Below are 19495 nucleotides of genomic sequence, written 5' to 3' on the forward strand. Positions count from 1 at the left end.
TATATGCTCCCAAAGTTAGAAGTAGTAAGGGCTGTCAAAGCTTGTTCCAAGACTCATAACTACATCAAGAAAGGCTTTTTTCTTTCTTTTTGTAGAAAGTGTTGTGATGATTACTTTGGCTTTATCGTTTACAGTAACATCGGCAACTGTTACAGTATCATTTTCAGAAAAGCTCATATCATCAGCGGCACTGCCCGGTATAATTTTTTCTATTGTATAGGATTTTCTGTTTGTTGTCGATGAAGGAATAAGCTTCATTCCAAACAGAGGAACAAAAGAACTTGTAATCAAATCAGATTCATAAACTGTTTTAGAAGGATTTTCCGGTCTTTTATCAAGATATACAAGACACTTTTTTTCCTGACCATCATCAGAAATATATTTACATTCAATAATTGTTTCAGGCTCAAGAGCCATCATCATAAAATTAAAATCATCAAGAGAAGTAACTGCTTTACCATCCAGAGAAGTAATAACATCTCCAACTTTCAGGCCAGACAAAAAGGCAGAACCACCGGAAAGTACATACTGAATCTCAAGACCAGTCTTCTTTGTCCCCTCTCTTTTTGTATTACCAAAGCAGCCTGTCCATGCATGAATAATTTCGCCGCGACCATAAAGATAAGGAAGCTCCTGTTTTAAGTACTCAACAGGAATTGCAAAGTTTAAGCCCTGCAGCTGAAGGATACCTGCATAAACAATAGCCTGAACTTTAAGATTTTTATCGATTAAAGGTCCACCGGAGTTTCCCGAGTTTACAGCCGCATCAATCTGAAATACATTTCCCAAAGCAAGAAGCTTACGGTCAAAAGAAGAAATAATTCCCGAAGTCAAAGTGCCTTCCAGACCAACCGGAGTACCTATTGCAGAAATCTTATCACCAATTTCCAGGTCGCTGCTGGAACCAAGATTCAAAACATATTCAGGTTCAATTTCAACTTTAAGAAGAGCCAGGTCCAGCAGAGAATCATAGCCTACAACCTTTGCAGGAATCTTTGTCAGATTATCTTCCGAAAGCTTGATGTAAAGACGGGCGTAACCTTCGTACTTTGGATTTACCATAGAATCGATTACATGATGATTTGTAACGATGTAACCGCGCTGGTCAATAAAAAATCCAGAACCGATTATAATATCTGCATAACCTGCCCCGTTTTTTACGGTTACACCACGGTCAAGCCAGATAGTAACTGCAGCCTTCATACATTCAGATATTTTTGAAGGTGATTTTTTATTAATTCCTGTAAGCCCGGGAACTTCTGTAAGTGCTAACTTATCAAGTTCTTCATATGTCATACTTGATTTCCACTGAGGGTTTACAGCCTTTAAGGATTTATAATTTTTTCTTGCATCGAGATAATTTTTTTCTTCAAGGGCTGTATTGTAAAGCTCTTCTACTTTAGAAAAACATCTTTGAATTACATCATCTCGTCCCAGCAGGTGGGCACGCCATAAAGCCCTCAAGGGCTCATTTTCAAGAAATCCATCAATACGTTCTATTTCATTCTGAACAATATCTTCATCAGTATAATTGATAGGCTGAGCAACAGATTTAGGCTGACGTACTGAACGGCAGGAAATACAAAGAAAAGCAAAAGAAAAAGAAATCAGTAAAAAAGAAGTTTTAATAAATCCCTGCATTTTATTCAGAGGCTCCCTGGTCAAGTGGCAATGTCGTAAAAGGTACCTTTCGGCAATAGTAAGAAGAGCCAACCTTTATTACAGAAATTCTTTCTTCCTGATAATCAAAAATATCAATTGCTCCCTGTTCAATATCTTTTTTAACATAATCTAAAAGTGCAACTTCTTCATCTGCGCTTCCCTTCTGGTCAATCCAGTATAAGTCAGCTGAATCACCGGCATAAATCATAACCTCAGAGCCCTGCACATTCATTTTTACCGGAACTCCATCTGCAATTGTAAGGGCAATAATCTGAAGACCATTCGAATCATAATACATGGTTTCTTCGATTAATGATTCGCCTTCTTTCTGAGGATAGCGGATATACTGGCAGTCTGGTAAACCGTTATCATCATTATCCCAGACAGTAACTTTTCCGCCATATTCAAGATACTCTTCACTAAACTCACTGAAGGTATTTGCATTGCGGTCTATCTGAATCTTGCGAAGATAAATATTCTGGCGGCCATCAATGAAATTAAACACGCTTGAAATGATGCGGTCATTTTCATCTGAATTAAGCCCCTGCTGTGCAAAAGGAATCTCAGAGAACTGTTCAACAGTTTCGAAGTTACCGTCGTTATCATAATCTACAAAACGAAAGATTGAACCTTCCTTTGTAAAATCGCTGTAGGCATAGCGATTATTATCTTCATAGAACTCTGCAAATACAATATTGCCGCCTGAAAGTGTATAGACAATTCTTGCATTGTCTCTTTCGGTTATAGGAAGCTCAAAGCTTGCAGCCTTTTCAATCAGCTCCTGAGGAAGAGGAATTGCAGTTTCTCTTGAAATATTAGGAATATAAAACTCTGCTCCTGTACGGGCAAAAACATTGTCGGTAACAAATTCAAAAGGAGAAAAAACAAAATCATCGTGAAGAAAATTAAAAACAAGATTTGTATCAGAATAAGAAACCTTTGAAATGCGGGGGAAAGTATCGTAGAAGAACTGAATGCGGCGGGAATTGAAATAAACAAAAACCGGTGCACCAAAATCACAGGCAGAATACAGTTCTATTTCTCCGTCGTTGTTTCCGTCATATTTAATATACTGAGGACGCCCCTTTTCATACTGAACGGTAAACTCATACTGTAAATCAATATTTTCATCGATATAAAGAGTTCCGGTAAATTCAGCCAGAGTTTTAGCAGCACATTCAATAATTTCTTCATCCTTTAAAAGTGCAATAAAAGTTTCCAGCAGATCTAACGAGAACTCTGAACCACTTGCTCCAAAAAACATGTCAAAGGCTTCTGCATCTGTGTAAATGCCGGCGCGAAGAGCTGCTATTGCGAGCAAAGAAGAAAGACTTTTGTTTTTAGCGTCAATTGCTTTTATGAGACGGATTTTATCTTCTCCACGGGCAAAGGAAGCAGCCATAAGTTCCAGTTCCTGATTTCTGTCTGAATAATCCGGAAGCTTTGCAATATAAGAATCAGCAATTGTACTTACAATCTGAGGAACAGTGTACTTTAATCCATCACGCTCAGCCTCACTCATAAACTGAGATTCAAACATAAAGAAGATTTCCGGAAAGCGCAGATCCTGCGGGTAAACACGACGGTCACTGTTTAAGCGCTGGCGTGCATTGTTGAGTCCCTCTTCTGTTCCCATACGGTAGTAGTTTTTAATACGAATGAATTCAGCATCAGCAGAATAAATAAAAGGCTCGGCATCAAGAGCAGCAAGAGATTCTTCGTAAAGACCTGTGTCCGAAAGAAGATCTGCCATAAAAATACGGGCTCCGTTTTTTGTATAGCCGGCCCAGGCAGAACGCTCAAAAGCAGAAGAAAGAAGCCGCAGGGCATCTGCTTTTGTTCCGCCAAGATTAAGCGAAGCAGCCGCTTTTATATAATACAAATCAGAAATTGAATCATCATAAGAAAGGCCAAGCTCAGCCTGATTCAAAGCATTCTGCCAGTCATTACCGACGAGACAGTTCTCTGCAAGTTTAAGGCAACGAAGGGCAGTATTTTTATTTGCAGCGGCAGCAGAATTTTGAGCCAGAGCTGTAAAAGTAATTCCAAACGATAAAAGAACAATAAGAAACTTTTTCATAACTTTACAATCCAATCCTTATATCCTAAAAATCCGCCGAGAATTGCTTTAATTGACTGCGGGTTTTCATCAAGCATTTGAATGACAGGCAGAAGACTCCTTTTTTCAGGAGGAACGTGCCAGTCAGAATAAATATCAGAAACTTTTTTTTCAGAACCGTCGGCAGAAAGAATTGTATCTCCCGGTCGAAAACTTCTTACAAAAAAAGGAAGAGGAATATTTTCAGCAAGGCTGTTTTCTCCAGCCTGTACAGAAACACAGGCTTTTCCATTCTTTTCTTTATAGTTAAAAACAAGTAAGTTCCCAAAAGGAAACTCAAAAGTTCCACTTTCTTCTATTATATCAGAAAAAACTAAATCCGTATTGCTTTCTGAGTATTTTTTTATAAAAAGTTGATTATTTTTCCGCCTGATTTCTATACTGCCAAAACGCTTAGAAAATGAAGCAGCCTGACATAAAATTACATCTTTTAAAAACTGATGAGGGATTCTTTCGCTTTCCCCCGCCCGGTTACAGGCTTCAAGCAGAAGACGGTATTTTACAGCCTCCGGAGCATTAATAAAATCATCAAGAGGAAGTTCTACACTCCCGTCAGCATTTTGCAGAATCTTAAAAGCTTCAAGACAGCTTTGAATAAATTCAGAATCTTCAGCATTTTTTTCAGCACCTTTAAGGGCTGCGGTCTGCCATCCTTCAAAGTTTTCATCAAGAAAAGGAAGAAGCTTAAGGCGGATTTTATTACGAAGATAATCTGTCTCAAAATTAGTTTTATCTGTCCGCCAGGTAATTCCAAGTCCTGTCAGATAAGACTCAATCTCCGTCCTCGCAATATTCAAAAGAGGCCTTACATAAGGACCGCGGCGGGCCCTGATTCCACCCGCAGAATCAAAAGAAGCCCCCTGCAAAAAACGCATAAGAATAGTTTCCAGCTGGTCGTTGCGGTTGTGGGCAAGACAGAGTGCATCCAGCTGATTCTGGCTGATAAATTTTTCAAAGGCTTCATAGCGCAGGCTGCGGGCAGCATCCTCAGTACCCCGGCCCCGCTTTTGAGCTTCGGCCTCTACGCTGCCCCTTGGTAACTCAATAATCGTGCAATTGATTTTTTTGCCGTTTTCCTTTTCCAGCTTTTGACAAAGCTCTGACACAAAACGAGCATCGCCGTCTGACTCTAGAGCCGGTCTTATATTATGGTTTACAGTGATTACGTATAATGAAGAAAGAAAAGATGAAAGAGCAAGCAGTAAAGAAACAGAATCCGCCCCGCCCGATACAGCAAGTCCGATTTTCTGCGAGCCGTCAGGACTCACACCACAAGCAAGAAGATTTTTTTTTACTTTTTCTTCGAATTCACACATCACACTTGTCATTCCCGTGCTTGACACGGGAACCTAAAAAAAAGGCTGCCCCACAAATGTGGAACAGCCTTTATTATACACCAAAAAACGCGAATACGCGAGTGCCGGTCTAGCCGAAACTAGCCACGAGCTGGTGATACAGTAACGAGTGGGAGTTCAGCGCTTGTAAGAACTTCAACCTTGCTGTCAAGCTTGAGATCCTTTACGCGGAGTGCTTCACTAACGTTGATTCCAGAAATATCAGCAGTGATTGTTTCTGGGAGGTCTGCGATAGCAGCCTTGATTTTGATTTCGTTATTGCGTTCTTTCTTGAAACCACCCTTAAGAACACCGGCTGGAGTTCCTGTGTAGTGGATCTTGATTTTCATAACGAGTTTTTCATCTGCATCTGGTGTGAAGAAATCAGCATGAAGTACTTTGTCGTTGCGGATGTTGTACTCAACGTCCTTGATCAAAGCGAGTGCTTCTTTTCCATCAACCTTAAGTGTGATAGAAGTTGTTGGAGTGATTGTTCTCCAGATCTTGTTGAATTCTACTTCGCCAACTTCGATAGATGTAGCCTCGCCCTTTGAGTTGTAAACAACGGCAGGGATACGTCCTTCTTTGCGAAGATTTTTAGCAGCTGTTTTACCAGTAGCTGTACGAAGTTTTGCTTCGAGTGTCTGCTTACTCATTTTCTTAAAGCTCCTTATATCCTAAAAAATGTTTGAATATATTAACAGAAATAAGGAGTTTATTCAAGGCTCGAAGCCTCTTTCATCTCAGAGCCACTTCGTACAGCACAGATTCTTATACCTATTGAAAAGAATTCTTTGACATAAGAAGTTCTTCTTTAGGCTTGCTTCCCTTTAATTTAAAGGTAAGCATTAGACCAAAACCATCAGAAGAAATTTCATCAATTTCATATACAAGGTCACAGTCTTCCGGCTTAAGTTTAAGGAAGTCATCTTTAGTCAGAGAACCATCATCGTTGTATTTAATGTAAATTGTACCTTTAGACAATTTAGCATCTGTTGAAAAACCTATAAAGCCTGCATGCTCTTCATTTGCGTAAGAATCTTTTACAGTAACAGTAAGATCTTCTCCATAATACCAGAACTTTCCACGGTGATCTGTCAGATAAAGTTTTTTACCAGCAGCAACAGGATCCAGAACCTGCTCTACATATGCAAGAATTGATTTCTGATGGAGGTTGTAGTTATTCGGATTAGTAACAGACTTTCCGGTTTTAGCATCCAGAAGCTCAAAAGAAACCTTATTTTTTTCTGTCTTTGCAACAATCTTATAAGCCTGACCTGCTTCAAGAGTAAACTTTAATGAGTTCGGCATAAGAGTATAAGATTTGCCGTTGTTAAATTTTACAACGAATATGTGTGTGCCAGGCATCATAAGCACAGTTCTGTTTTTGTTGAATTTAGATAAAGACGAATCTAAGTATTCTTTTCCATCTGCTTCATCAGCCCCCTTCTTTTTTTCCGGAGCTGGATTAATACCATCAATTGCTTCAACTACAACAGAAGAAGCAAAGGTCATAGAAACAAGTTCTTCTTCAGGAATATCATCGCTGATAGAAGCTGGAACTTTTACTGATTTAGATTTAGCAAAAGCGCTAAAGTTTAATAACATTAAAAATAATACAAACAGTTTTTTCATTTTAATTTTCTCCAATTATGATCCCATTATTGTAGAGTCATAAACCTCATACATCAGTTTATCCCCTTCCATATAGTAAATCATAAGCGTCATAGCACCATAAAAAAAGTGTGGAAAACCTAAACAGGATTCATCATATTCTTTTTTGTAATTCGTAAGCTTTTCCTTTACTTCTTCAACACTTGTCGTTTCTACTTTATTGCGCTCTTCATTAATATATAATGTATCTACAATAAAGTCTCCAGTAAATTCTTTTGGTTCAAGTTTATCTCTAACATCCCAACTTTTACTAATATTATTAAAAGATTCCCTTGCATATTCATTAAATGCCTTTATTAATTCAGCTTTGCTCTCGTAGTAGCCGCCTTCCTGATCACTCGTATACTTTCCCCTATAGGTAACTGTTTCAAGTGTATCCGGGTTTTGTTTTGCCCATCCTGTTTTCTCTTCTTTTCCGAAATCACAGGCAGTCAGCATAAGGATACTTCCCAAGATAAATAGACTTAACAACTTTTTCATTTTTTGCCTCCACTATATATATATATAGTACTATATTACTATATAAAGAAGCCTAAAACAAGAAAAATCGATTTTAATATGGTTTTTAAGAATAAGGAGGGGGAAGCCTCCCCCTCGCTCCAGCCCGCTGCGCGGTCTTACGCTACCCCTTCTCCTAGGGGCTTCGCCCCTAAGACCCCATAGAATAGAATGGATAATTGCTTACGCAATTTTCGATTTATTTACATTCCCTTGAATTCTTTTTTAAGAATTGGTTTCAAAAACTGTTTTTTTAAATCTCTAGGATCATGAAAGATTAGTAATTCAGAACGCGATAATTCTTTGTTTTTATGTTTTATTGCAAGTAGCTGTAACGTACATATTAAATCGGCAACCTGAAACAACTTATAATCTTTAGGACAAACTTTTCGAACATCATATTGGGACAGTTCTGTTGAAAGTACAGAATTCAAAATTCTATTTAAATTTCTTTGTCCGTTATCATAATACAAAATTACTTCCTCAAAGGCTTGGAAATAAGAAACATTTTCTCGAATAAATTGAGACATCTCTTTTGCCATACGACCTTCAAGCTTTAATAAATCATCAAACTGCCGTTTTTCAAAAACAAAAGTTTTATATGTTATATCTGATTTCATCACAAAATAAAAAAGCTTACTGAAAAGAGCACGTCTTTCATTTGGCGAAAGATTTTCGAATACTTCTTCACGTCTTATAAGAGGCTCTGTATGAATGGCAAAATCAGATTCATATCCAAGATTTTTAAGTCCTTCATTTAGAAGTTTAATATTCTGATTTATATCATTATCTTGCTCATGGAAAATCATTGTGATGATATAATATGGAGAATGATGACTGTATTCTCCAAAATCGCCACTTTCATCAACAAAGATACTAAGTTTTCCCAATGCAAAACTCCAAGGACAAAAAAAATGGCGGGTCAGTTTGCCCGCCGTCGTAGGTTGGACCAGGGTCTTTCGACCAGCCCATTTATTATTATATTTTAGTGTTGCGATTTGTCAAGCGAATTTATTTATTTAACTTCGCATAACTTCCGTTAACTTCTATTAGAATGTTCACACTCCCCTTTTCCAGAGCCATACATGTTGGTCAAAATCGTTAACGACCTCTGCCCAACTTTCCCAGTCGTTTGCTATAGTTTCATCGACAGTTATTAGACCTTCTGTTCTACTTTGGCTGAATGGTATAGAAGTATTCTTGTTAAATGCAGCCTGCTCCTCAGAATGATACGGAATAGAAATAGTTTTGTCCTTTTCCCAAGAATAAATAATTACATCAGCAGAACCTAAACCATGCTTAGTTTTGTAATTCCTAGAACAAGTTGCATTATTCCACTTAGTAAGCATTTCAAAAAGAATCTGAACAGCTTCATTCTTAGTTCTAACATGATTATTTTCGAAAAAACCGTGTTCTATAATTAATTCATTGAGAATATTTTCAAGTTGCTTCCAAGCAGCTGCAGACCAATGTTGATATGATGCTGCAAAGAATTGACCTTTATAAGAAATCTTAGTAACTAATCTTTCACCCATCTTTACTTACCTCCCCGGCGCATAGTCGATAGGATTATCAGCGACGGTCGAGCTCTCTGCAATCTCCGTAGACAGGATTCGCCGCGACGGTCGCAGACCTCCTGTCTGCTCCCTCTGCGGCGCCTCCGTTCGCTTTCGGGCACCTCCTGTGCCCGAATCGGAAAAAATGCTGCGCCACTGCTCGCATTTTTTCCGAACGCTCACTCCGTTTCGAATCCTGTCGACCCAGCTTGGATTTTTTAAGGTAAAAAAAAAGAGTTTCCTGTTATTTTCAGAAAACTCTTTTGTAATGCTGGGTCGACAGGATTCGAACCTGTGGAATGACGGCACCAAAAGCCGTTGGCTTACCGCTTGCCGACGACCCAAAGATGTCATCTAGTATATAATATTTTAGTCGTCTGGGGAAGTACCTGTTTCTACGTGACCGGCATTGTATTCTGCGAGGATCTTATCCTGCAGTTCGGTACGGAACTCTGGGCTTATTGGATGGGCTACATCTTTATATTCCCCATTGGCAGTTTTTCGGCTTGGCATTGCAATGAACAGGCCGCTCTTGCCTTCGATAATTTTTACATTGTGAACAACAAAGCAGTTATCAAAAGTAACTGTAACATAAGCTCTAAGCTTACCTTCGTCCTCAACCTTTCTAATTCTCAATTCGGTAATCTGCATAAATCATCTACCTCCGCAAAATTACACCGCAAAACCATAATCTTATACAGTCCGCGCTAATTTACAGTTCCAAGAACCCGCCAGCTTCTTAAGGGCAGATTCAGCCTCTTGCCTGGAAGAGAAAATCCCAAAAACTGTGGAACCCGAACCTGACATTTCGGCATAATCACAGTCAAGGGCTCTTAAAGCCTCAATAGCACGCCCTATATCTTTATATTTTGCAGAAATTACGGGCGTAAAAGTATTAATAAAAGTCCAGTTCTCCGGCGGCCTTCTGTAAACCAGCTCTAGCTCATCAAATTCAGGACTTACCAAAAACTTTCCACGAGAAAAAGCCTCATCCACAAGAGCATATGCTTCTTTAGTGGAAGAGCTTACCTCTGGAAAAATCAGAATCAGGAAAAGGTCTTCTCGCCCATGGATTTTCTTTACATTTTCTCCACGACCAGAAACCAGGGCACATCCCCGGCCTTTTACGTCGCAGTGCATAAAGAAAAACACATCACTGCCAGTCTCGGCAGCAACATAATCCAGCTCGCTGTCAGAAAGCCTTACGTTACAAAGCCCTTCAAGCATTCTCGTTAGAGCCGCTGCATCTGAAGAACCACCGCCAAGTCCGCCACCGGAAGGAATCCCCTTCTTAAGCTCAACTCTGACACCTGGAACTTCGCAGCTGACAATTTTGCAAAATGCATTGTAGGCTTTTGTAAGAGTATTGTTCTCAGGCAGTTCCATGGAAGAGCAATGCACGATGCAGCCTTTATCAGCTGTTGTCGTCAATGTCAGTTCATCATATAAATCAACTGTCTGGAAAATACTCTCAATGCCGTGAAATCCGTCTGCCCGTCCGGGAAGTACCCGAAGACCAAAATTTACTTTTGCATACGCACAGCCAGAAATTTCACGTTCCATTAATATAATTATACCCTACTTTAACGAGTAGTCAAACTTTTTCGATTTGAAGAAAAAATAATCTATTATCGCAAATTTCATTCTCTTCCGTGAAAAAAAGCCTGTCGCCAACGGGATGATGTTGTCGACAGACTTTTTTTCACTACGAGAATGAAATTTACCTTTCAGTTTTTTTCTTAAAATCGAAAAAACTTTGCAACTCATTCAATAATTTATCAATGAACCGTAAAATTTTCCAAGAAAATCCCCTTAAATTCTATTTACTTTTTAGCACGGATACTTTATATTGTAGAAAAGTGAGTTTAACAGTAAGGACAAAAACGAGGCGGGGTTTTTATGTTTGCTGATTCAGATTTTGAAGAATTAACAATGTCTTTTTCATACGGCGATGATTTCGACGATGATTATGATGAAGATTTCGATGACGACTTTGACGATTACGAAGACGACGACGAAGCTTTAGACGAATTCGATGATGATGCAGATTTATACTACGACGATGTCTTTAAGGAAGAAGAGGACGTAGACGAACCTTACGACGACGTTGAAGAAGAAGACGGCTACGGCTCATACCGCGACCGCTTCCAGGATGAAGAATAGACAGTGATTTCGATACGGCCTTCGGCCTACTCAATCACCGGTGGTTGAGTGCCGCGAAGCGGCGTATCGAAACCACCTGAGTTTTTTACAAAGAATTCAAATCAACTAATTCATATCCACTATCAAGTAAAGCACTAATTAATAGAGCCACATATTTATACAGAGGTCTTGAATGATTGCTCTGTGAGAATCCACCTACAACAGAAACTACTCCACCATTAGTTTTTTCCAATGCTGCAATATATTTTCTTATAAGCTTTTCAGGATCCATGTCCGGATTATTAAACTCAGAAAAATCACTGCATGGGAAAACATAAGTATAACCGGCATTTTCTCCAGCATTAATGATGTCAGGTGTTGTACTGTAATATGGTGCGTGCCAGAAGAGTGTCAGCTCATTTTTTGTGCAGTCATAAAACTCATCTTCATTGCGGGCAAGACCACGGCGGATAAAATCTTCATTAATTACAAAAGAGTTTTCTGTAAGGTTTGCAGTTGTAAAGAACATAGAAGCACACAGGTGACCGTTTGTAACAATCTGTCTTGTCTCTGCCGGATATCGACGGATAAACTCTCCATTTATAAAGAAGCTTCCTTTTGCATTGAACTTTTTCAGTTCAGAAAGAATTACCGGAAGTCCGTCTGCATTATCATAAAGTTCAAATGCAAGAGCAACCTTTTTCTTCTCAGGCGCTTTTCTTGCGCTTTCCTTGTACAAAGGATTTGTTACTGCCCTCTTGCTTAAGGAGCGCACAAAAATTGCGTTATCGTAGTTTTTATTTTGTGTAGTTCCAATGAAAACCCTGTAACGGCCATTTTGTTTTACAGGTTCTATGCTTCCTGTAAAATCAATTTTAGCCCAGGTTCTTTTTTTTGCATCATATCTGTAGAAGCTGGAATTTCCTGTATCAGCAATAATCGAATAATCGTTTGTATCCCAGTAGCCGGCAGCAACAGAAGAAAGTGTTATTGTTTCAAACTTATTGGCAAAAATATTCCATTTGCGTACACTCTTTTCTCCGCCTACAATTAAGGTTGAGTCATCTGTCCAGATTGCAGAAACAATTTTTTCACCGGTAAGAACGGCAAGGCGCTTCCAGGTATTCATATCATAAACATAAACTGTTGAACCTGCAAAGAACATTACTTTGCTTCCGTTAGGCGAAATAAAAGGTTTTCCTGAATCTTCAATCTGAAGAACCTGCTGGGCCTGAGAGTCAAGTTTGTAAACAGAACCGTGTTCCTTAATTCCATCGTAAGGGAGTTTTTCCTGCCATAAAACAGGTTTACCGTTATCATCCCAGAATACATAAGATGCTACAAGAGATGCTTTTGATTCTGTATAGGGACGGGAATAAATAACATCCATATAATCACAGGAAGCAGAACGTACAACAAGATAAGTAAAGAGTCTTCCGTTCTGGGTAACTACCGCAGAAGTTACTTCACTGTTGCAGCTGAACTTATCTGTAAGAGGATTAAACTGGAAAGGAAGACGGCCCATTGGCTTTCCCTGCCCGATAATTCCTGAATAAAGTCCAAGAGTGTATAACTCCTTAGTATTTATTTTATAAAGAAGATAATCATCTATGTAAGCAAGATATTTTGGAGAAGCCCAGTAAACAGAATTAATGCTGCCGCGGCCTATCTTTCTGTAACGTTCATCAATTTCAACTCCGCGAAGCACTGCATCCGGATTACAGAAGAAAACAGAATTATTTTTCTCATAAATTAAAACTGATGAATCCGGCGCCCACTTTACAGGAAGGTCTTCGTAAGAATTTAAAACGCCTTCACAAAGTACACTGCTCTTTCCAGTCTTAGTGCTTACAAGCATAAGGTTTCCGGAAAAAACTGAAGTTCTTTCAATACGGCAGAAATACTTTCCATCCGGGCTTACTGCATAAGGAACAACCGGAACAATATTTTCAGGCATCTCACTTGTCTTTTCAATCCATTTTAATTCACCGCTTTTATTTGAATAACGGGCTATTCCGTATCTGTTTCTAATCTGAAGAATCTCACCACCGGAAAGCAACTCCATCTGTTCCGGATAACAGGTAATAACCTCCGGCGTAGACTCTGGTTTACCGTCTTTTAAGGCAGCATGAAAAAGAGATTTATAAGGACTGGTTCCCACCATATTATGACGAACTGTAAAAAGAATTTCGTCGTTAAGATTTAAATCCGGATTCCCGAAGGAAGTGCCGGCAAAAAGTGAGAAAGAAAATAGACTTACTACAAGAGGCAGAATACCTGTTTTTTTCATTTATGCATCTCCGCACTTAATACGAGGATGGAAAGCTCATGCTCAAGGTCATCAAGCTGCTCTTCCATCTTTTCTATCTGATTATAACGCTTTTGAAATTGTTTTTCCTTAAATTTTGCATAGCGCAATTCATTACTGTCTTCTTTTTCAGTTTCCACGCGAGAATAACCGCACCATGGACAGTAATAAAACTTATTATCAATTAATTTGCCGCAACCACCGCAGATACACATATTTCCTCCCATCAGTGGTTTCGATAGGCCGCCTTCGCGGCACTCAACCACCGCGGTGATTGAGTAGGCCATAGGCCGTATCGAAATCACATTGTTTTTCTACTTCAACACCGTCATCGGGTCCACTAATTTTCCTTTTTTATAAACTGTAAAGTGAAGGTGTGGACCGGTTGAATAGCCTGTTGAACCAACAAGACCAATTCGGGTTCCCTGGCTCACCCACTGACCTTTACTTGCAATAATTTTTGACATGTGGGCATACAAAGTCTGATAGCCGTTGCCATGATCAATAATTACATAATTTCCGTAAACACGGTTAATACCGGTTGTTGTTACCTTACCGCTCATTGCTGCAAGAATCGGAGTTCCTGTAGGACAAGCCATATCAGTTCCGGTATGGAAAGATTTTACACCGGCAATCGGGTCGATTCTGTAGCCGTAAGGAGAAGACCAGCGGAACTTTGCTGCAATAGGCATGCGGAAAAGCTCACCCATAGCGTTACGCAGAGAGTTAGCATCCATAGCGGCGCCAGGTAAAAAGAGCTGCTGACCCGCAGTAAGAGTTTCGCTTGTAAGCTCATTTACGTCCAGAAGCTGTTCAAGGCTTACCTTATACTTTCCGGTAATACCGCTGAGGCTGTCGCCTTTTTTTACTGTATAAACAATTCCATCAATTGAAGGAATCTTAAGCTTTTGTCCGGCCGCAAGCTGGCGAACGTTTCCAATATCGTTTACAGAAATCAAGGTTGAAATGTTAGTTAAACCAAACTTCTTTGCAATTCCGCTTATTGTATCACCCTGACGAACCTTATAGGTCTGGAAGGTAACCGGCTGGGTAAAGTTAGGCTTTACAGCAGGCACTTCTACATCTAAAAGCTTTCCGTTTTCGTCGTAATCAATTTTACCTTCAAGGGCAAAGTTTGCCATAAGTTTATTTAAGATTTCTATGTCATCACCACCGTCGCTCTGTAAAGTAAGAGGACCAGTATGATTTATATGATGATTTACAAGCTTAAAAGAGAAGATTGAAATTGTCGCAAAAGCCGCAGCCGAAGCAGCAATAATAAAAAAGGCCTTTGCATTGCTTTTGATATAGTCTCCACTTTGAGTAAGGGCTCCACCCAAAAGCTTAAAAATGCTTTTTACGGAAAAATCACTTCGAACCTTTTGAGCCGAAAAGGATTTTAACTCCGGAGAAAAGATATTTGCTGTTATGGAAGCGGCCTGAGACCGCTCTTTATGTCTGAACTGTAATTCTGGAAGGCTGAAGGTTCTCAAAGGTCTGAAGCCTCTGGCCCGGGAATTATCCTGAACGTAACTTATTATTTCCATGCTTCAAGTATCGGAAAAAAATAAGGGACGGTTTAGGAAAATAAATATTAGAGATAGTCGCGTAAAAATGGATATTGTGAGAGAAAAACTTCGCGGGGGAAGGAAGCTGCAAGTTTTTCGAGTTCGGCAAGCTGGGCCTGTGACAGGGGGGCACGGGCGGTGGCTGCCGCGGCGAGGAAGCCTTGTTTGCGGGAAGTGATTTGCGGACGTCTTAAAAGCTCCTGGGTGTCGGCCGCGGCTATGCCCGGCACGGAAAGGCCACGGGGGTCCAGCGTGTAAGTTTTTGTTTCAGGACAGGCAGCAAGCCGGGACTCGAACCACCAGGCAAACATTTTCATGCGACTGTCGGTAAGCACGGGCGAACCTGTGTAGTCGCTACCAGTGGTCGCATTGGCAGAATAAAGGGCGTTTGCGGTGAACTTATCCGGAGTTGAAAGGCGGCTTGCCAGAGTATGATATGTCTGTTCGGCGGAAGAGCCTTTTATATGTGTCTGCTTATTCGGAAAGGCAAAATCCAGGCCCGCAGTAAAGATCTCCCGGGCTCCGGCAAGGCGGGCAAAGTTCCAGGCACTTGAGGCTACGGAGCCGCCGGTTCCCAGGTCGCCGGGTGTCAGCCCAAGTTTATTCTGCACAAACTGCCCTACCGGAAACTGTGAACTGCACAATAAAAGATTACGGCAGTTAAAACGGAATACTGCAGGCCAGGCACTGACCTCAGTAATAAAGCAGGATTCAGGCGCACTAAGTCCCGCAATATGGCGGTAAGCCCAGAACTGAGGGTCTGTCAAAATCACAAAGTCCGGCTGAACTCCGGCCCGTAAAAGTGCCCTCAAGGCGGTTTCCACACAGACTGTTACACAGCGCTCCTGCAGCTCCTTTATATATGGAAGAATCCTTTCTAAAGAAGGCCCTGCCCCTATAATCAGAAAAGGCAGGCTCTTTCCTTCATCATCAAAAGCCTTATTTTCAAGACTGCCAACCTGTCCGCACTTTCCATACTGAGCAAGATTTTTAAGACTGTTTCTGCACCAGAGGCGGCCAAACTTTTTCAGGGTTGCCGCATTTATTTCATTTTTTCTCTGATTACGCTTTATAATAGAACGAACTATATCAAAATAAGGTGCTGCGTGGGCAGTAAAAGCCGGAAGGTCAAAAAAGTAAGCATCAGAAACTCCAGTTTCACCTATATTCACACGAGTAGAATCTTCCAGTAATGGCAGCACAGCCTCTGCCGGCGCACCAACTGCAATTACAAGTTTTTCAAGTTCAAAAACTGGGGTCCAGTCCAGAAGGCTCATGGCGGCAAAAAAATGCCCTGTATCCGGCTCAATCAAAAGAAGCCTTGGTCCTGCCCCGCCCCGCTCTTTAATCAACTTAGCAATTTCAATTACATGGTAGCCAAGTCCAAAGCCGTAAAAGACTACAGAAGACTTCTGAAACACTTCGTCGCGGCCAAGAGCGGCAGCTGCCTCCCGCTCAGGATTATAGGCAGAATGCAGTCTTACCCCGCCTTCACTTGCGGTAATACTTCCGCTTTTTGCGGCTTCAAGTTTCCAAAAAGTTTCAGCTGGCACTGGCTGGCTGCCTGTCATTTCTGCTAATTGGGGGAATCTGTTTTTAAAGGCAGTAAAGTTTTTATTCCAGATTGAGTTCAATTACCATGTTCTCCGTAACCGGTGTACCAGGCTCAGGACTCTGGCTTGTAACCCATCCGCTTCCATTAATATTCAGGCGGATATCTGTGCGTTCCATAAGAGGCAGAAGCTCTTTCTTTGATTTTCCAGTGAAATCAGGTACTACAGAACCAATCTCCATTCCACGGGAAGAAGAAATTGTAATTACACCGCTGTGTTCGAGAGAAGCAGCACCGCCTCGGCTCATTCCTAAATGGTCAATAATAATATCTGCGGCCTGGCCAATTACAGGGGCAACAATACGTCCACCGTAGGTTTCTCCCTTAGCTTTCTCTACTACGATATACAAAACAATCTGAGGTTCATCAACCGGGAAGATTGCAATACAGCTGGAAAGGAAGTCTGTATCAGAATAGCCGCCATGCTCCTTATCTGCCATCTGGGCTGTACCGGTTTTTACACCAATATCAACATCGCGAAGATTTGCACGAGAACCGGTTCCGCTTTTAGCAGTAGTTTCCATACAACTCAAGATATAATCTGCTGTATTCTTTGAGAAAACCCTGTTTTTATACTGAGGCTCATGCTCGTAATAAGTTGTTCCGTCTTTATTTGTGATTTTATGAATAAAAGAAAGCTGAACCGGAATACCACCGTTTCCAATAGAGGTCGCTGCCTGTACCATCTGCAGGGCCGAAACAGATATTTCCTGACCAATTGCAATTGTAGGCTTAGAACGGGCTGACCAGAGGGTACTGCTTGTATCCTTTACAGAGCCGGAAGTTTCTCCAGGAAGCTCAACTCCGGTTTTTGTACCAAAGCCCAGCATACGGATTCTGGCCATAAATTCATCTTCACTTATTCTGTCACTTATCTGTCCAAGAACATCGTTGCAGGAATATCGCAGTCCGTCTTTTGGAGTACACCAGCCGTGATGCTCCAGACACTTAATTCTGATTGTTTCTCCACCGGCAATGCGCTTTTCGTACATTCCGTCGCAGAGGAAAGAATCATTAGGAGAAATGCCATGCTCATCGTAAACAATTCCTACAGTGAAAATCTTAAATACAGAACCAGGCTCATAAGCCGTCATTGCCGGCCGGTCTACCTTAGAGGCAATGGAAGACATGCCGTATTCATTCAAATCTGCAGAAGGAAGGCTGATATAAGAAAGCACTTCTCCGTTTGTACAGTCAGCCGCAATAAGCATCATGCTTTCGGCCTGAGTTTCATTCATAGTTTTTTGCGCAACCTGCTCCAGCTTATACTGAAGGTTGGCATCAATACTTAAAAAGACATTGCGTCCCTGCAGCGGTTCACCGTTTTCATCTGTACCGCTTGGAGAAAGAACAGACTGCTGAGAGAATTCAATTCCGGCAAGTCCACGACCATCATCTCCCATGTAGCCTATAAGCTGTGAAGCAAGTGCATGATTAGGATAATTTCTTCCAGGGATTTTTTCGTAGCTGACAAAGTTGTAGCCCTTCTCGTCGGTAAGCTTTTTAAGGGGCTCATACTCTGTCTGATTTATTTTCTTCTTTAGATAAACGAAGGTCTTGTTTGTATTTATGATTTCAAGTACTTCTTCCGGCAGCATTTCCAGAAGCGGTGCCACATCATTTGCAAAACGAGTTTTTATTTTTTCACTGTCGCGGATATTTTTTACCGAAACACCTACATGATAAAAGTTTGTCTGCACTGCCAGTGGAAAGCCCGAGCGGTCTACAATTGAACCACGCTCAACTGCCGGCATATTCTGAGCAACAGGAGTTACGGGTTGAAGAGAAAGCTTTGCGTATGTAAAGAGAAGAACAAGCAGGCTGATTCCAAGACAAATAAAAAAGAAAACCGTCTGCTTTGGTCTAAAGAACTGATTCACAATAAATTTCCACCCGAATATATTGTAAACCTAATTTGTATTTTTTTCTAGATATATTCGTGCATTGCACACATCCGTCATTGCGAGCGCAGCGAAGCAATCCATTGCAATAGATTGCCACGTCGCTTCGCTCCTCGCAATGACGGAAATTATAATTAATTAGTCTTCAAGAAGTGAATCAAGAAGATAGTTTGCTAAGAATTTCTTCCACTGAACTTTAGCGTTCTGAGCCTTGCCTTCTCCAATAACAACACACTTTTCCGGATGTGCATGAATTTCTGGCTCGTCAGACTCTTCTATTTTTCCACTGCCCCAAAGAGCATACCATTTTGTCTTTCCAAATTCCTGCAGTGTATACTCCTTATTTGCACCTACAGTAATTGTCAAATCCTGAGAATAAAGGCCACTTAAAAGTTCCACAGTCTGTACAGTCTGCGACTGAATAGAAACAGTTAAACCTGCAGCAGGATTAAAATATAGATAAATTTCTGCATTTTCTAATTTCTGTGTAGATTCTTCTGTAGAATCAAGGTCATCTGTGGCTGCAGGCAACAAAGGAATATCAATTTTCTTTTCTGTCTTATACTTAAACCACTGATTATAAGAATCCTCTACAGTCTGTTTTACAATTTCCTTAAATCCACAACCTGTAATCACAAGTCCGCAAAGCAAAACTGCTGCCGCTGTCATTATTTTCAATAATTTCTTCATAGTTAATTCTCCTGTAAAAATTGAAGTTATATAATTATAAATCAGCCCCCCATATTTGTCAAAATTCTCATTTTTCACAAATTTCACTGTAAGCAGTAAAATATAATGTCGTCAAAATAAAAGAAAAGGTTTCTTTGAACTGTTATAATTTTGTTACCACACAAAAACAATAACGGAGGAAAGAAACCTATGAAAACAATAGCAGAAAAGAAAAAAAAGTTCACCCATTTTAAATACGAAGAAAGACTTGTTCTTGAGTTTTATCTAAAGGGAACAAATCTCTTTCCTCGGATAACTGACACAGGTGAACTTGCTGCTATTTTCCATAAAAGCCGGCGAAGTATTCAAAGGGAGAAAAAAAGAGGAATGATAGAACATGAAACCTCTGTAACAAAGACAAAGTTTGAATACAATGCCGATTTTGCTCAGGC

The 19495-nt window shown here is 40.4% G+C and carries 18 protein-coding genes and 1 tRNA gene; 2 read left to right on the forward strand and 17 right to left on the reverse strand.

The genetic code is table 11. The annotated features are described in order from the left end of the window. Positions 1 to 15 precede the first annotated feature (15 nt). From G626_RS0112875 to ispE, 11 genes are all read right to left on the reverse strand, one after another. On the reverse strand, positions 16 to 1641 hold the full coding sequence (locus G626_RS0112875) for a S1C family serine protease (RefSeq protein ID WP_022933202.1): 1626 nt from the start codon (positions 1639 to 1641) through the stop codon (positions 16 to 18). Position 1642: 1 nt separating this feature from the next. After that, the gene (locus G626_RS0112880) at positions 1643 to 3742 is read right to left on the reverse strand and encodes a hypothetical protein (protein ID WP_022933203.1); all 2100 of its coding nucleotides are present in this window, start codon (positions 3740 to 3742) and stop codon (positions 1643 to 1645) included. Next, positions 3739 to 5097, reverse strand: a complete 1359-nt coding sequence (gene tilS / locus G626_RS0112885) for a tRNA lysidine(34) synthetase TilS (protein WP_022933204.1) — start codon at positions 5095 to 5097, stop codon at positions 3739 to 3741. Before tilS ends, G626_RS0112880 begins: the two co-directional genes overlap by 4 nt. A gap of 119 nt (positions 5098 to 5216) precedes the next feature. Next, positions 5217 to 5771 (reverse strand): 50S ribosomal protein L25, encoded by a 555-nt coding sequence (locus tag G626_RS0112890; protein WP_022933205.1) that lies wholly within the window; start codon positions 5769 to 5771, stop codon positions 5217 to 5219. Between the two features lie 121 nt (positions 5772 to 5892). Beyond that, the gene (locus G626_RS0112895; protein WP_022933206.1) at positions 5893 to 6750 is read right to left on the reverse strand and encodes a hypothetical protein; all 858 of its coding nucleotides are present in this window, start codon (positions 6748 to 6750) and stop codon (positions 5893 to 5895) included. Positions 6751 to 6765: 15 nt separating this feature from the next. Continuing rightward, on the reverse strand, positions 6766 to 7269 hold the full coding sequence (locus G626_RS0112900) for a hypothetical protein (RefSeq protein ID WP_022933207.1): 504 nt from the start codon (positions 7267 to 7269) through the stop codon (positions 6766 to 6768). A 221-nt stretch (positions 7270 to 7490) separates the two neighbouring features. Further along, positions 7491 to 8177: a DUF3800 domain-containing protein gene (locus G626_RS0112905; protein ID WP_022933208.1), complete on the reverse strand. Its 687-nt coding sequence runs from the start codon at positions 8175 to 8177 to the stop codon at positions 7491 to 7493. A gap of 168 nt (positions 8178 to 8345) precedes the next feature. Continuing rightward, positions 8346 to 8822 (reverse strand): hypothetical protein, encoded by a 477-nt coding sequence (locus G626_RS0112910; RefSeq protein ID WP_022933209.1) that lies wholly within the window; start codon positions 8820 to 8822, stop codon positions 8346 to 8348. A gap of 292 nt (positions 8823 to 9114) precedes the next feature. Then, a tRNA-Gln gene (locus G626_RS0112915) sits at positions 9115 to 9187 on the reverse strand. A gap of 25 nt (positions 9188 to 9212) precedes the next feature. Continuing rightward, positions 9213 to 9494 (reverse strand): septation regulator SpoVG, encoded by a 282-nt coding sequence (gene spoVG, locus G626_RS0112920; RefSeq protein ID WP_022933210.1) that lies wholly within the window; start codon positions 9492 to 9494, stop codon positions 9213 to 9215. Positions 9495 to 9536: 42 nt separating this feature from the next. Continuing rightward, positions 9537 to 10406, reverse strand: a complete 870-nt coding sequence (ispE, locus tag G626_RS0112925; RefSeq protein ID WP_022933211.1) for a 4-(cytidine 5'-diphospho)-2-C-methyl-D-erythritol kinase — start codon at positions 10404 to 10406, stop codon at positions 9537 to 9539. A 336-nt stretch (positions 10407 to 10742) separates the two neighbouring features. Between ispE and G626_RS16710 the strand changes: the two genes are divergently transcribed. Beyond that, the gene (locus tag G626_RS16710; protein WP_022933212.1) at positions 10743 to 11006 is read left to right on the forward strand and encodes a hypothetical protein; all 264 of its coding nucleotides are present in this window, start codon (positions 10743 to 10745) and stop codon (positions 11004 to 11006) included. Positions 11007 to 11091: 85 nt separating this feature from the next. On the opposite strand, the gene G626_RS0112935 is transcribed toward G626_RS16710, so the two are convergent. The 6 genes from G626_RS0112935 to G626_RS0112960 form a co-directional block, all read right to left on the reverse strand. Continuing rightward, on the reverse strand, positions 11092 to 13275 hold the full coding sequence (locus G626_RS0112935; protein ID WP_022933213.1) for a polysaccharide deacetylase family protein: 2184 nt from the start codon (positions 13273 to 13275) through the stop codon (positions 11092 to 11094). Next, entirely contained in the window at positions 13272 to 13598 is a 327-nt protein-coding gene (locus G626_RS0112940; protein WP_156003339.1) for a hypothetical protein, read from the reverse strand. The genes G626_RS0112935 and G626_RS0112940 overlap by 4 nt, the downstream gene beginning before the upstream one ends. A gap of 9 nt (positions 13599 to 13607) precedes the next feature. Next, positions 13608 to 14840, reverse strand: coding sequence for a peptidoglycan DD-metalloendopeptidase family protein (locus G626_RS0112945; protein ID WP_022933215.1), 1233 nt, complete (start codon positions 14838 to 14840; stop codon positions 13608 to 13610). Between the two features lie 47 nt (positions 14841 to 14887). Next, positions 14888 to 16495, reverse strand: a complete 1608-nt coding sequence (locus G626_RS0112950; protein WP_022933216.1) for a motility associated factor glycosyltransferase family protein — start codon at positions 16493 to 16495, stop codon at positions 14888 to 14890. Continuing rightward, the gene (locus G626_RS0112955; RefSeq protein WP_022933217.1) at positions 16476 to 18353 is read right to left on the reverse strand and encodes a penicillin-binding protein; all 1878 of its coding nucleotides are present in this window, start codon (positions 18351 to 18353) and stop codon (positions 16476 to 16478) included. The genes G626_RS0112950 and G626_RS0112955 overlap by 20 nt, the downstream gene beginning before the upstream one ends. Before the next feature lie 159 nt (positions 18354 to 18512). Beyond that, entirely contained in the window at positions 18513 to 19064 is a 552-nt protein-coding gene (locus tag G626_RS0112960) for a hypothetical protein (protein WP_022933218.1), read from the reverse strand. Between the two features lie 189 nt (positions 19065 to 19253). Between G626_RS0112960 and G626_RS0112965 the strand changes: the two genes are divergently transcribed. Next, a partial coding sequence (locus G626_RS0112965; protein ID WP_027727189.1) for a hypothetical protein occupies positions 19254 to 19495 on the forward strand: 242 nt, incomplete at its 3' end.

This window comes from Treponema bryantii NK4A124, from assembly GCF_000421345.1.
Classification (GTDB): domain Bacteria; phylum Spirochaetota; class Spirochaetia; order Treponematales; family Treponemataceae; genus Treponema_D; species Treponema_D bryantii_B.

Excerpts from the sequence above, each read along its gene's own strand:
- G626_RS0112875 (WP_022933202.1), bottom strand. The coding sequence starts at position 1,641 with ATGCAGGGATTTATTAAAACTTCTTTTTTACTGATTTCTTTTTCTTTT.
- G626_RS0112880 (WP_022933203.1), bottom strand. The coding sequence starts at position 3,742 with ATGAAAAAGTTTCTTATTGTTCTTTTATCGTTTGGAATTACTTTTACA.
- tilS (WP_022933204.1), bottom strand. The coding sequence starts at position 5,097 with ATGTGTGAATTCGAAGAAAAAGTAAAAAAAAATCTTCTTGCTTGTGGT.
- G626_RS0112890 (WP_022933205.1), bottom strand. The coding sequence starts at position 5,771 with ATGAGTAAGCAGACACTCGAAGCAAAACTTCGTACAGCTACTGGTAAA.
- G626_RS0112895 (WP_022933206.1), bottom strand. The coding sequence starts at position 6,750 with ATGAAAAAACTGTTTGTATTATTTTTAATGTTATTAAACTTTAGCGCT.
- G626_RS0112900 (WP_022933207.1), bottom strand. The coding sequence starts at position 7,269 with ATGAAAAAGTTGTTAAGTCTATTTATCTTGGGAAGTATCCTTATGCTG.
- G626_RS0112910 (WP_022933209.1), bottom strand. The coding sequence starts at position 8,822 with ATGGGTGAAAGATTAGTTACTAAGATTTCTTATAAAGGTCAATTCTTT.
- spoVG (WP_022933210.1), bottom strand. The coding sequence starts at position 9,494 with ATGCAGATTACCGAATTGAGAATTAGAAAGGTTGAGGACGAAGGTAAG.
- ispE (WP_022933211.1), bottom strand. The coding sequence starts at position 10,406 with ATGGAACGTGAAATTTCTGGCTGTGCGTATGCAAAAGTAAATTTTGGT.
- G626_RS16710 (WP_022933212.1), top strand. The coding sequence starts at position 10,743 with ATGTTTGCTGATTCAGATTTTGAAGAATTAACAATGTCTTTTTCATAC.
- G626_RS0112935 (WP_022933213.1), bottom strand. The coding sequence starts at position 13,275 with ATGAAAAAAACAGGTATTCTGCCTCTTGTAGTAAGTCTATTTTCTTTC.
- G626_RS0112945 (WP_022933215.1), bottom strand. The coding sequence starts at position 14,840 with ATGGAAATAATAAGTTACGTTCAGGATAATTCCCGGGCCAGAGGCTTC.
- G626_RS0112960 (WP_022933218.1), bottom strand. The coding sequence starts at position 19,064 with ATGAAGAAATTATTGAAAATAATGACAGCGGCAGCAGTTTTGCTTTGC.